The 11,665-nt window shown below is 68.1% G+C and carries 11 protein-coding genes and 1 riboswitch; of the genes, 2 read left to right on the forward strand and 9 right to left on the reverse strand.

From position 1 onward, the window contains the following. Together ARC78_RS00655 and ARC78_RS00660 are read right to left on the reverse strand one after the other, a co-directional pair. Positions 1-858, reverse strand: an 858-nt coding sequence (locus ARC78_RS00655; RefSeq protein WP_057505504.1) for a FecR domain-containing protein, incomplete at its 3' end; no start/stop codon positions are given. A gap of 9 nt (positions 859-867) precedes the next feature. After that, on the reverse strand, positions 868-2,220 hold the full coding sequence (locus ARC78_RS00660; RefSeq protein WP_158499967.1) for a surface lipoprotein assembly modifier: 1,353 nt from the start codon (positions 2,218-2,220) through the stop codon (positions 868-870). 259 nt (positions 2,221-2,479) lie between these two features. On the opposite strand from ARC78_RS00660, the gene ARC78_RS00665 reads away from it, so the two are divergent. Together ARC78_RS00665 and pncA are read left to right on the forward strand one after the other, a co-directional pair. Continuing rightward, positions 2,480-2,812 (forward strand): SMR family transporter, encoded by a 333-nt coding sequence (locus ARC78_RS00665; RefSeq protein ID WP_054659729.1) that lies wholly within the window; start codon positions 2,480-2,482, stop codon positions 2,810-2,812. A gap of 479 nt (positions 2,813-3,291) precedes the next feature. Further along, positions 3,292-3,912, forward strand: a complete 621-nt coding sequence (pncA, locus tag ARC78_RS00670) for a bifunctional nicotinamidase/pyrazinamidase (protein ID WP_054659727.1) — start codon at positions 3,292-3,294, stop codon at positions 3,910-3,912. A gap of 66 nt (positions 3,913-3,978) precedes the next feature. On the opposite strand, the gene purU is transcribed toward pncA, so the two are convergent. From purU to ARC78_RS00705, 7 genes are all read right to left on the reverse strand, one after another. Beyond that, entirely contained in the window at positions 3,979-4,830 is an 852-nt protein-coding gene (gene purU, locus ARC78_RS00675; protein WP_054659725.1) for a formyltetrahydrofolate deformylase, read from the reverse strand. 72 nt (positions 4,831-4,902) lie between these two features. Further along, positions 4,903-5,106, reverse strand: a complete 204-nt coding sequence (locus ARC78_RS00680) for a DUF2798 domain-containing protein (RefSeq protein ID WP_083468517.1) — start codon at positions 5,104-5,106, stop codon at positions 4,903-4,905. Between the two features lie 50 nt (positions 5,107-5,156). Further along, a complete protein-coding gene (locus tag ARC78_RS00685; RefSeq protein ID WP_057505506.1) occupies positions 5,157-6,251 on the reverse strand; it encodes an NADH:flavin oxidoreductase/NADH oxidase in 1,095 nt (364 codons plus the stop codon). Positions 6,252-6,372: 121 nt separating this feature from the next. Then, positions 6,373-7,230 carry an NAD-dependent protein deacetylase gene (locus ARC78_RS00690; protein WP_425480544.1) on the reverse strand — a complete coding sequence of 286 codons (858 nt, stop codon included), beginning with the start codon at positions 7,228-7,230 and terminating at the stop codon, positions 6,373-6,375. Between the two features lie 13 nt (positions 7,231-7,243). Beyond that, complete coding sequence (locus tag ARC78_RS00695; protein WP_054660710.1) at positions 7,244-7,642, reverse strand: acyl-CoA thioesterase; 399 nt, start codon at positions 7,640-7,642, stop codon at positions 7,244-7,246. Between the two features lie 84 nt (positions 7,643-7,726). Further along, a complete protein-coding gene (locus ARC78_RS00700) occupies positions 7,727-8,746 on the reverse strand; it encodes a ribonucleotide-diphosphate reductase subunit beta (RefSeq protein ID WP_054660712.1) in 1,020 nt (339 codons plus the stop codon). A gap of 117 nt (positions 8,747-8,863) precedes the next feature. Further along, on the reverse strand, positions 8,864-11,173 hold the full coding sequence (locus tag ARC78_RS00705; protein ID WP_241772613.1) for a ribonucleoside-diphosphate reductase subunit alpha: 2,310 nt from the start codon (positions 11,171-11,173) through the stop codon (positions 8,864-8,866). Between the two features lie 268 nt (positions 11,174-11,441). Then, positions 11,442-11,665: riboswitch (cobalamin riboswitch) on the reverse strand.

Raw genomic sequence — 11,665 nt, forward strand, 5'->3', positions numbered from 1 at the left:
CTCGGGCTCGGGCTCGGGCTCCGGCTCGGGCTCGGGCTCAGGCTCGGGCTCAGGCACGGCTGCGATATCGCCATAAGTGGCGGCCAACGTCAGCTCGTCGCTGTCCGGGGTGCTGCCGCCACCGGCCTGCTCTGGCGTACGGCTCCGGTCGGCCGGATCCATCGCCATCGGCGCGCCGCTGAATCCGGCCAGGCCACTGGGATTGCCGTCCAGCCCTCCGGCATCGCCCATCGGCGGATTGGGCGAGTCGGGAACGGTTCCCGGCGACAGCGCGGGCAGATCACCCGGGTAAGTCGCCCGGCCATCCGTGCCGACCACCATCGACGTCCCGGCCTGGCTCAGATTGCCGGAGTACCCGTCATTGCCGGTCCAATCGATGCGATCCCCATAGACCAGATCGACGCGCAGCCGATCGCCGATGAGCATATCCACCACCGCCCCGCGGATGCCGGCCGTGCCCACCGGGGTGGTGATGGAGACACCGCCCTTGGCTTTGGAGGCCGCTCCTCCGACAAACCGCAGGATGCCGCGGCTGGCACTGGCCGCCAGTCGGGCGCTGCCCTTGGCCGGGTCGTAGACGAAGCTGTCGATGACCAGCGACGAGCGCGGGCCGACGGTGAAGCTGCTGCCATCGGCCAGCAGGATCTGCACCGCGCCCTTGTCGTCGGTCTCGAAGCGCTGGTCGCGCAGCACGTGGTCGCCCAGCCGCACCTGGCGCATGGGGGCGGTTCCGCTCTGGCTGCGCGCCGCCGGCGACACCGCGGCGGTCACGCCGACCTGCGGCTGCTGGGCGAACGCCGCGGGCAACAGTACGGCCGCCTTGAGCAGGACGATCACCGGAAGATATTTGGCCGCCATGTCGTGTCCTCAGAAGCTCTGTGTCAGCAAAAACCCGACGAAGCGGTTGCTGTAATCGCGGATCTGGTAGTTCGAATGCACCGTGCGCCAGCCGGCGAAGAACTGCAGCTCGGTGCTGTCGCGCAGCGGAACGGTCTGCACCAGCTGCAACATCAGCTCGTTGCCTTTCTGCACATGGCGCCGGTCCACCACCGGCATCGGCGCGTCATTGCGGCGGCGGCCCACCTGCCCCAGCAGCGCCAGCGTCCAGGACTGCTGGCCAGCGGCAACTGGCGCGGCAAAACGGTGGCTCAGGCCGGCAGTGAGCCGCGGTTCCCAGTAGGCGTTGTAACCGGCGCGTGCCTCACGGCGCTCGACACCGGGGCCGATTACCCATTGCCAGTCGGCAGCGTGCTGGCGGGTGTAACTCACGCTGGCGCGATAGCGCTGGCCGGAGAACTCCGCCGCGCTGGCCTGGGCCGGTGGCGGGGTGTAGTGCTCATCGCGGTAGTCGAGGTTCACCGCCAGCGCCGCCTCGCGCCCAACCGGCTGCCGGTAGGCCAGCGCCAGTCCATCCGACTGCATGTAACGCGCGCCCTGCAGCCACATCTGTCCGGTGACCGCGCTGAGCGACAGGCGCGCATCGCGCAGTCCCAGCCGGCTGAGCGAGAAATCCGCCCCCACCCGCAGCTCCAGCACCTGGCTGTCGAGCCGGTCCAGTTCGCGATAGCGATTGCCCGAGCCGCCCAGCGATACATCCAGGCGGTCGCCGTGGCGCGACAGCAGATGCCGATAGCGCAGATTCGCCCCCAGCTGGCCGCTCAGGTCGCTGGCCGCACGCGACTCGGGCGACAGCAGGAAATCCAGGCCGTTGAGGGAAATCGAGTTCACATCCGGCGCCGCGTTGGCATTGCTTTCCCAGCGGCTGCCGAGCATCACGCGCCCCGAGAACCCGCTGCGCTGCCGCTTGCCGGCATCGATCACCGCCAGATAGCCCTCGACCTTGATCCGCACCGGCTCGGGCGTATCGGTCCGCGCCAGCACTGCGTCAAACAGCGTGCGGGCCTGGGGATAGGCGCCCAGCCGGAAGTACAGCGCGGCCAGTTCCAGCTGCAGCCGCGGCGTGGCCGGATGCTGCACCAGCAGACGTTCATAGGTGCCGATGGCCGCTTCGTAGTCGCCCACGCGTGTGGACAGCACCGCGTAAGCAAAACCGGTATCGACATCGGCCGGGTTGGCGAGGATCTTCTGGAACAGCGCGCGCCGCTGCTCCTCCAGCTGCGGCACCTCGGCGGCCGGCACCGAGGGCGGCAGGTTGTAGGAACGGTGCTGCGCCCAGCTGGGGCCGGTTGAAACACAGCACAGCGCTGCCGCCAGCAACACCGTCCGCGCTCGCCCCCTGCGTGCTGCAGATACCGGTGCTGCCTGGCGGCGGCACTGTCCCCCCATGCGTGTCCTGCTCACATCCACCTCCCCACCGCGCGCTCCAACCACTGTCGGCCGACAGCGCAGGGCGCAGCCTGCGCGGAGTGTAGGGAACCGGCGTAAGAGCCCGGCCGGCGCCCTGCTCATCCGGCCGGGAATGGCTCCCCCGTAGAATCCCGCACACGCCCTCCCGTGCGTGCCCCGCGATCTCCGCCCCATGAATGCCTATGCCCTGCTTGCCTGTACCATCGCCCTGGAAGTGGCCGCCACCTCGCTGCTCAAGGCCTCCGATGGCATGACCCGGTTGTGGCCGACGCTCGGCGCGCTGGCCGGCTACGGCGTGTGCTTCTGGCTGCTGTCGCTGGTAATGAAGTCCATCCCCACCGGTATCGCCTACGCCATCTGGTCCGGGGTCGGTATCGTGCTGATCTCACTGATCGGGCTGTTCGTGTTCAAGCAGAAGCTCGACGCCGCGGCCATCCTCGGCATCGGCCTGATCTGCGCCGGGGTGCTGGTCATCAACCTGTTCTCGCGCGCCAGCGTCCACTGAGCCGCACCGCGCGGCCGCGCGCGTCATTTCAAACCCGTGCGTGCCCGGCCGGGACCAGCCACCCGACAACTCCATCGAAGCGGTGGCCGCACCGAATGCGGCGGTGATCCCGGTCGGATCTCGCGCCAGCCTACGGCGCTGGTGGAAGCGTCCGCGCGCTTCAGCAGTTCCCACCGGAGCAATCACGGCGGGCATGACCGCCAGTTCCCGCACGTGCCCGGCAGCAACCCGATGCCGGCGCCCAGAAGGGGGCAAGCCACTGCCGGCTGCCGAGCCGTGGTCAGGCCCAGACCCGCGCCGCACAGCAGGCAAGGATCGATCGCGCACGCACGCGGTGCAGTGGCCTGGCCCAGGCCTGAGAACCGGGGTCTGTCCGCCGTGCGCGCAATCCACACCAACGGTCGCGGTTGCGCCCCCTCTCAAGGCCGGATGCGGCGGGCGACGTAAACTGTGCCTCCGCCCGTCTCAGGAAACAGTCGATGTACGCAAAAGACGTAGCGCTGCTGGTGGTGGATCTGCAGCCGGACTTCATGCCCGGTGGCGCGCTGCCCTGCCAGCAGGGCGATGCGATCGTCCCGGCGATCGCCCAGCTGCTGGCCTCGCGGCGCTATGCCACCGTCATCGCCACCCAGGACTGGCATCCGGCCGATCACCTGTCCTTCGCCAGCCAGCACGGCTGGCGCCAACCGTTCGAGCAGATCCTGCTGCATGGCCAGCCGCAGACGCTGTGGCCGGACCACTGCGTGCAAGGCTCCGCCGGCGCGGCGCTGGACCCGCGGGTGGACTGGCGTCATGCCGACCTGATCCTGCGCAAAGGCACGCAGCGCGAGGTGGATTCCTATAGCGCGTTCCGCGAGAACATCGGCCCGCACGGCGACCGGCCGGCGACTGGCCTGGCCGGCTGGTTGCACGAACGCGGCATCGCCGAGGTGCATGTGTGCGGACTGGCGCGCGATTACTGCGTGCTGTGGAGCGCGCAGGACGCGGCGATCAGCGGCTTTCGCGTACGTTTCCTGTGGGAGCGGAGCCGGCCTGTCTCAGCCGAAAACGATGCCGCCACCCGTATCGCGCTGGAAGCGGCAGGGATCGACTTGCTCTGAAGCGGCGGCCGGCAGCGGTGTGCTCCGGCACCGCTCCCCCGCGATCACGACATCGGGCCGCACATCTCAGCGGAACACGACGGTGCGATGGCCATTGAGCAGGATGCGATGTTCGACATGGCGCCGCACCGCGCGGGCCAGCACCTGCGATTCGGTATCGCTGCCCAGCTGCACCAGATCGCGCGGCGTCATCGCATGATCCACCCGCGCCACGTCCTGCTCGATGATCGGACCTTCATCCAGATCGGAAGTCACATAGTGCGCGGTGGCACCGATGATCTTGACCCCGCGCGCATGCGCCTGGTGATACGGCTGCGCGCCCTTGAAGCTGGGCAGGAAGCTGTGGTGGATGTTGATCGCGCGCCCGGCCAGCGCCTGGCACAGCCGCGGTGACAGGATCTGCATGTAACGCGCCAGCACCACCAGGTCGATCCGCTCGCGTTCGACCAGGTCCAGCAACTGCTGCTCCTGCTCATCGCGGTTGTGCGCGTCCACCGGCAGATGATGGAACGGCACCCCGTAGGAGCCGCACAGTGCGGCAAAATCGGGGTGGTTGGAGGCCACCGCGGCGATGTCCACCTTCAGCTGGCGGCTGTGTGTACGGAACAGCAGATCGTTCAGGCAATGGCCCTGCTTGCTGACCAGCACCAGCAGGCGCGCCCGGCGGCGTGCATCGTGCAGCTCCCACTGCATTGCGAATGCTTCGCCCAGCGCCTGCAGGCGCGCGCGAACGGCCGGCGCATCCGCCACCGACCTCATGTCGAAATGCACGCGCAGGAAGAAGCGGCCGCTTTCCTCGTCACCGAACTGCTGGGCATCGAGGATGTTGCAGCCGGCCTCGAACAGCAGGCCGGAGACGCGGTAGACGATGCCGGTACGGTCCGGGCAGGACAGGGTGAGAATGTAATCGGGGCGCATAGCCGCTGGAGTCTAAGTCAGCGGCGTGCGGCCGCACGCAATGCTGACAACTGCAACCAAGCGCCCCCGCGCTCAGCCGGGACCGCGCACGCTCCAGCGCACCAGCCGGGCAACCAGCGGACGCACCAGCAGCACGCAGCCGAACGCCACCGGCATCGCCAGCGCGTAGGCGTGCAGGATGCGCGCCGGCAGCCCGCGATCCAGCCCGGTGTTGCTGGCGGTGATCACCGTGCACATCAGCAAGGCCATGATCGCGGCCATGTAGAACGCGAACATCCAGGGCATCGCCCGGGGCGGCAGCCGCCAGTCACGCCGTGCCGGTGGCCTCACCCGAACACCCCGCGGGCACCGGCCGGCTCACAGCGCAGGTACTGCGGCGCCGGGACGACCTTGTCGCCCAGGGCGGCGGCGGCGTGCCACGGCCAACGCGGGTCGTAGAGGATGCCGCGGGCCAGTGCGATCGCGTCGGCCTGACGGTCCTTCAGGATGGCCTCGGCCTGCTTTGGCTCGGTGATCAGCCCCACCGCGATCACCGGCATGCCCACCACGGCCTTGATCGCCGCGGCGAACGGCACCTGGTAGCCCGGGGCCACCGGAATCTGCTGCCGCCGGTCCAGACCGCCGCTGGAGACATGCAGGAACTGGCAACCCCGGGCATCAAGCACCTGCGCCAATGCAATGCTCTGCGGCAGATCCCAGCCGCCGGCGACCCAGTCGGTGGCCGAGATCCGCACCCCCACACTGATCTTGTCCGAGACCGCTTCACGCACCGCATCGAACACCCGCACCAGCAGGCGCAGGCGGTTCTCCAGCGAGCAGCCGTATTCGTCCTCGCGCTGGTTGCTCAGCGGCGACAGGAACTGGTGCAGCAGGTAGCCATGCGCGGCATGGATCTCGATCAGGTCCAGGCCGATCCGCTCGGCGCGGCGCGCGGCGGCGACAAACGCGGCGACCACCGCCTCGATGCCGGCCTCATCGAGCGCCTGCGGCGTGGGATCGCTGTCCAGATAGCCGCAGGCCGACGGGGCCAGCGTCTGCCAGCCATGGGGATCGTCCGGCGAGAGCGCCGCACCACCGTCCCACGGGCGCGCCGTGGAAGCCTTGCGCCCGGCATGGGCCAGCTGTATCCCGATCGGCATCGGCGACCACTGCCGCACCGAGGCCAGCACTGCCGCCAGCGCCGCTTCGGTGGCGTCACCCCACAGGCCCAGGTCGGCCCAGCTGATGCGTCCTTCCGGCAGCACCGCGGTGGCTTCCAGGATCAGCAGGCCGGCGCCGGACTGCGCCAGCTGGCCCAGATGCATGCGGTGCCAGTCGTTGGCCAGCCCGTCGGTGCTGGCGTACTGGCACATCGGGGCGATGACGATGCGGTTGGACAACGACAACGGGCCGAAGGTGATCGGCGAGAACAGCTGGCTCAAAACAGACTCACGGACAGGAGAAAACGGGCGCTATTGCACTCCTGTGCGCGGCCGCGCACAACCACCGGGATGGATCACTGTTTCGCAAATTCCGTGTTCAGCCCGCTGGCGGGCGCCAGCCTCAGTGCCCGCCCGGCAACAGAAACGCCAGCGCCTGCGCGCAGGGCGCATGGATCTTGAGTTCGAGCAGGTCATCGGCACGGGTGCGCCCCAGGTTGATCGCGGCCACCGGCAGTCCGGCGCGGGCCGCGGCCTGCACGAAACGGAAGCCCGAATAGACCATCAGCGAAGACCCCACCACCAGCACCGCATCGGCCTGGCGCAGGTGCGCGTGCACCGCCTCCACCCGCGCGCGCGGCACGTTCTCGCCGAAGAACACCACATCCGGCTTGAGAATGCCGCCGCAGCGCTCGCAGGCCGGCACCTGGAAACCGGAAAAATCCGTGTCCAGATCGGCATCGCCATCCGGCGCGGTCCCGGCCTGGCGCACCTCCCAGCCGGGATTGGCCTGGCGCAGGCGCTGCTGCAGGTGTTCACGTGTGGAGCGCGCCTGGCAGCCCATGCAGCACACCGCGTCCAGGCGCCCGTGCAGATCGATCACCGTCCGGCTGCCGGCACGCTGGTGCAGGCCGTCCACATTCTGGGTCAGCAGCAGTTCGACCCGGCCCTCGGCCTCCAGCGCCGCCAGTGCGTGATGGGTGGCGTTGGGCCGGGCCAGACCGATACGCGGCCAGCCCAGCAGGCTGCGCGCCCAGTAGCGCTGGCGCGTGGCCGGCTCGGCCATGAACGCGCGGTAGTCCACCGGCGGCGTGCGCTTCCACTGCCCGTCGGCATCGCGGTAGTCGGGAATGCCCGAATCGGTGCTGCAACCGGCACCGGTCAGCACCAGCAGGCGCCGGTGCCGGGCGATGAACGCCGCCAGCCCGGGGGCCGGTGAGGTGGCCGGGATTCCGGCCGGAACTGCCGATGCGCCGTCCACGTGTCCGGTCCGGTCAGCGCGGCAACGCCGGCACCGCGGTCGGGTGGCCGTCATCGCCCAGCGCGATCATCACGAAGGTGCCCTTGGTGCACAGCTTGCGTTCGCCGCTGTGCAGGTCCTCGGTGACCAGCTCCACCTCCACGGTCATCGAGCTGCGCCCGACGCGCACCACCCGGCCGATGGTTTCCACCATCTGCCCGACCCGGATCGGCAGCTTGAAATCGACCTGGTCCGAACGCGCGGTCACCACCGTGTGGCGCGAGTAGCGCGCGGCGGCCAGGAACGCGGCCTTGTCCATCCACGCCAGCGCCTGGCCACCGAACAGCGTGCCCATGTGGTTGGTGTGGTTGGGGAACACGATCTCCGCCATGCGGATCTCGGTAGGCGGCTGGGTTTGGACAATCGCGCTCATGGCCATCCTGCGATGTAGAGGCCCGCGGCGGCAGCGCGGCGGGCAGGGGGGAGACGCCGATTTTAAAACAGGCGATGTGACGGCTCAGAACGCCATGTCGAAACTGACCTCGCCCTGCACGCCGACCTGGTAGGCCGAGGCGCGGCGCTCGAAGAAGTTGGTCAGTTCCTGCACGTCCTGCAGTTCCATGAACGGCAGCGGGTTGCGCACGTTGTACTTCTTCTCCATGCCCAGCTTGAGGAAGTGGTTGTCGGCGCAATGCTGCAGGTACTGGCGCATGTCCCGGGTGGAGATGCCGGCCACGCCGCCGGAGAGCACGTCTTCGGCGAACTGCACCTCGCACTCGATCGCCTCGGCCAGCATCGTGTACACCTGCTGCTTCATTTCCTCGTCGAACAGGTCCGGCTCCTCCTCGCGCACGGTGCGCACGCATTCGAAGGCGAACTCCATGTGCGCGCTTTCATCGCGGAACACCCAGTTGGTGCCCGAGGCCAGCCCCGGCAGCAGACCGCGCGAGCGGAAGTAGTACACGTAGGCGAACGCGGCAAAGAAGAACAGGCCTTCGATGCAGGCGGCAAAGCAGATCTGGTTGAGCAGGAACTGGCGACGCTGGGCGCGGGTTTCGATGCGCTTGAGATCCTGGATCGAGTCGATCCACTTGAAGCAGAAATCGGCCTTGGTCTTGATCGCCGGGATGTTCTCCACCGCCGCGAACGCCTTGGCGCGCTCGTCCGGATCGGGCAGGTAGTTGTCCAGCAGGGTCAGGTAGAACTGCACGTGCAGCGCCTCCTCGTACAGCTGCCGCGACAGGTACATGCGCGCCTCGGGCGCGTTGAGGTGCTGGTACAGGTTCAGCACCAGGTTGTTGGAGACGATCGAATCGCCGGTGGCGAAGAATGCGACCAGGCGGTGGATCAGGTGGCGGTCGGCCGGCGACATCTTGCCGTGCAGGTCGCTGATGTCGATCTGGAAGTTGATCTCCTCCACCGTCCACGAGTTCTTGATCGCGTTGCGGTACATCTCGTAGAAGTGCGGGTAGCGCATCGGGCGCAGGGTCAGCTCGAAACCGGGGTCTAGCAGCATCTGGCGGGTGGTGTCGGACATGGAAACCTTCTCTCTATTTTTTTGCCGCTTTGCGGTGGAAGCAGGGGAAACGTGCACGCCGGCGCGGCCGTCAGCCGCGTGGCCGCCGCCCGGTCGCGGGCGGCGGTGCGAGCCGCCTTACTGGCAGGCCTCGCAGCTTTCCGGGTTCTCCAGCGAGCAGGCCACCGCTTCGGCCGGCGCATAGCTGCTGACCGTGGTCTTGGCGATCCGGGTGGCCGGTCGCGAGCGCAGGTAGTAGGTGGTCTTGATGCCCTGCTTCCACGCGTACATGTACATGGACGACATCGCACCGATGTTCGGGCTTTCCATGAACAGGTTGAGCGAGGCGGACTGGTCGATGAAGGCGCCACGGTCGGCGGCCATGTCGATCAGCGCGCGCATCGGCAGTTCCCACGCGGTGCGGTACACCTGTCGCAGCGGCTCGGGGATCTGCGCCAGGTTCTGGATCGAGCCGTCGGCCAGCTTGATCGCATCGCGCATTTCCGCCGTCCACAGGCCCAGCTGCTTGAGCTCGTCCACCAGATAGCGGTTGACCTGCAGGAAGTCGCCGGACAGCGTTTCGCGCTTGAACAGGTTGGACACCTGCGGCTCCACGCATTCGTAGCAGCCGGCGATCGAGGCGATGGTCGCGGTCGGGGCGATGGCGATCAGCAGCGAGTTGCGCAGGCCGTGCTGCTGGATGCGGGCCCGCAATGCGTCCCAGCGCGCGACATCCACCGGGGCGATGTTCCAGGCGTCGAACTGCAGCGCGCCACTGGCCGCGCGGGTGTCGTTGAACGAGGGATGGCGGCCGCGCTCGATAGCCAGCTCGCAGGAGGTTTCCAGCGCGTGGAAGTAGATCGTCTCGGCGATCTGCCGGGACAGCGCGCGGGCCTGCTCCGAATCGAACGGCAGCCGCTTGCGGAAGAACACATCCTGCAGACCCATGCAGCCCAGGCCCACCGGGCGCCAGCGCAGGTTGCCGCGGCGGGCGGTTTCGATCGGATAGAAATTCAGGTCGATCACACGGTCGAGCTGGCGCACGGCCAGGCGGACGGTTTCGGCCAGCTTTTCGAAATCGAAGTCACCGTGCGCGTCGAAGTGGTTGCCCAGGTTGATCGAACCCAGGTTGCACACCGCGGTCTCCTCGTCGGAGGTGATCTCCAGGATCTCGGTGCACAGGTTGGACAGGTGGATCACATTGCCCGGGCGCAGGGTCTGGTTGCTGGCCTTGTTGCACTTGTCCTTGAACGTCATCCAGCCGTTGCCGGTCTCGGCCAGGGTGCGCATCATCCGGCCGTACAGCTTGCGCGCGGAAATGCGCTTGGCCGCCTTGCCCTGCGTTTCGGCCTGCACATAGGCGCGCTCGAAGGCCTCGCCGTACAGGTCGGTGAGCTCCGGTACCACGCTCGGATCGAACAGCGACCATTCCTGGTCGGCTTCCACGCGGGCCATGAACAGGTCCGGCACCCAGTTGGCCAGATTGAGGTTGTGGGTGCGGCGCGACTCGTCACCGGCGTTGTCGCGCAGCTCGAGGAAATCCTCGATGTCGGCGTGCCAGGTTTCCAGATAGACGCAGGCCGCGCCCTTGCGCTTGCCGCCCTGGTTGACCGCCGCCACCGAGGAATCGAGCGTCTTGAGCCACGGCACGATGCCGTTGGAATGGCCGTTGGTGGAGCGGATCAGCGAGCCGCGCGAGCGCACCCGCGAGTAGCTCACGCCGATGCCGCCACTGAACTTGGACAGCTGCGCGATATCGCCGTATCTGGCGTAGATCGACTCGAGCGAATCGCGCGGCGAATCGAGCAGGAAGCACGAGGACAGCTGCTCGTGCACGGTGCCGGAATTGAACAGGGTCGGGCTGGACGGCAGGTAGTCCAGGCTGCCCATGCGCTGGTAAAGCGCCAGCGCCTCGGGTACGTCCTCGCTCAACGCGCTGGCGATGCGCAGGAAGAACTGCTGCGGGGTCTCGATCACCTTGCGCGTGTGCGGATGGCGCAGCAGGTAGCGGTCATACAGCGTGCGCAGGCCGAAGTAGTCGAAGTTCAGGTCGTACTCGGGGTTGACCGCATCGTTGAGCTTGCGCGCGTTGATCTGCACGAAGCCCAGCAGGCGTTCGTTGATCAGGCCGACCTCGTGGCCGCGGGCGATGGACTGCGAGAACGCGTGGATCTCCTGCCCGGACACTTCCTTGGCGATGAAGCTGGCCAGCAGGCGCGCGGCCAGGCGCCCGTACTCGGGCTCCTCGCCGATCAGCAGCGCGGCGGTGCGGATCGACAGCTCGTCCAGCTCCTGAGTGGTGGCGCCGTTGTACAGGCCGGAGATGGTGCGGGTGGCCACACGCATCGGGTCGACCGCGTGCAGGCCCTCGCAGCAGCGCTGGATCGCGCGCACGATCTTGTTCAGGTCCACCGGCTCGACCACACCGTTGCGCTTGGTCACGCTCATCGCGGTGGCAGTCGGCGGCGGGGTCAGCAGGAATTCGTCCGCCGTGGTGGGGGCGACGGCGACGGGCGTTTCGGAAATGGTCACGGCGTTTCTCCATGCGTGATGCACGCGGCTCCCGTCCCTCGACAGGTGCGGGGCCGGCGGTTCCAGAGCATGGGGACGCGGTGTCGCACGGGCCGCGACGCGCGGACCGGCCAGGTCCACGTCACGGCTCGTGATGCACCGACCATCTCCCCCCGGAGATTCGCGCGGCCGGCACCGCGCGGTGTGCTTCGCGCGGCTGTCGGCAGGTCTTCGGACTCATGGGCGCGGAGGCGCAGGCCTCCTCCTTCTCCGCCGCTTCCCAAGGCCGGGCGGCCTCAGTGCTGTGTGGCGGGGTCGTTCCCAATTACCGCTGCGGGGCAGTGCTGGAATGGCCCGGACAGGCGTCACCAGCTTCCCTCTTAGTCCACCGGGTTGCTGCCCGACAGAACCGACGCGCACAAGATACTG

This window comes from Stenotrophomonas pictorum JCM 9942, assembly GCF_001431585.1.
Lineage (GTDB): Bacteria > Pseudomonadota > Gammaproteobacteria > Xanthomonadales > Xanthomonadaceae > Stenotrophomonas > Stenotrophomonas pictorum.

Coding starts and splice junctions, on each gene's coding strand:
- ARC78_RS00665 (WP_054659729.1), top strand. CDS start 2,480: ATGAATGCCTATGCCCTGCTTGCCTGTACCATCGCCCTGGAAGTGGCC.
- pncA (WP_054659727.1), top strand. CDS start 3,292: ATGTACGCAAAAGACGTAGCGCTGCTGGTGGTGGATCTGCAGCCGGAC.
- purU (WP_054659725.1), bottom strand. CDS start 4,830: ATGCGCCCCGATTACATTCTCACCCTGTCCTGCCCGGACCGTACCGGC.
- ARC78_RS00680 (WP_083468517.1), bottom strand. CDS start 5,106: ATGTTCGCGTTCTACATGGCCGCGATCATGGCCTTGCTGATGTGCACG.
- ARC78_RS00695 (WP_054660710.1), bottom strand. CDS start 7,642: ATGAGCGCGATTGTCCAAACCCAGCCGCCTACCGAGATCCGCATGGCG.
- ARC78_RS00700 (WP_054660712.1), bottom strand. CDS start 8,746: ATGTCCGACACCACCCGCCAGATGCTGCTAGACCCCGGTTTCGAGCTG.
- ARC78_RS00705 (WP_241772613.1), bottom strand. CDS start 11,173: ATGAGCGTGACCAAGCGCAACGGTGTGGTCGAGCCGGTGGACCTGAAC.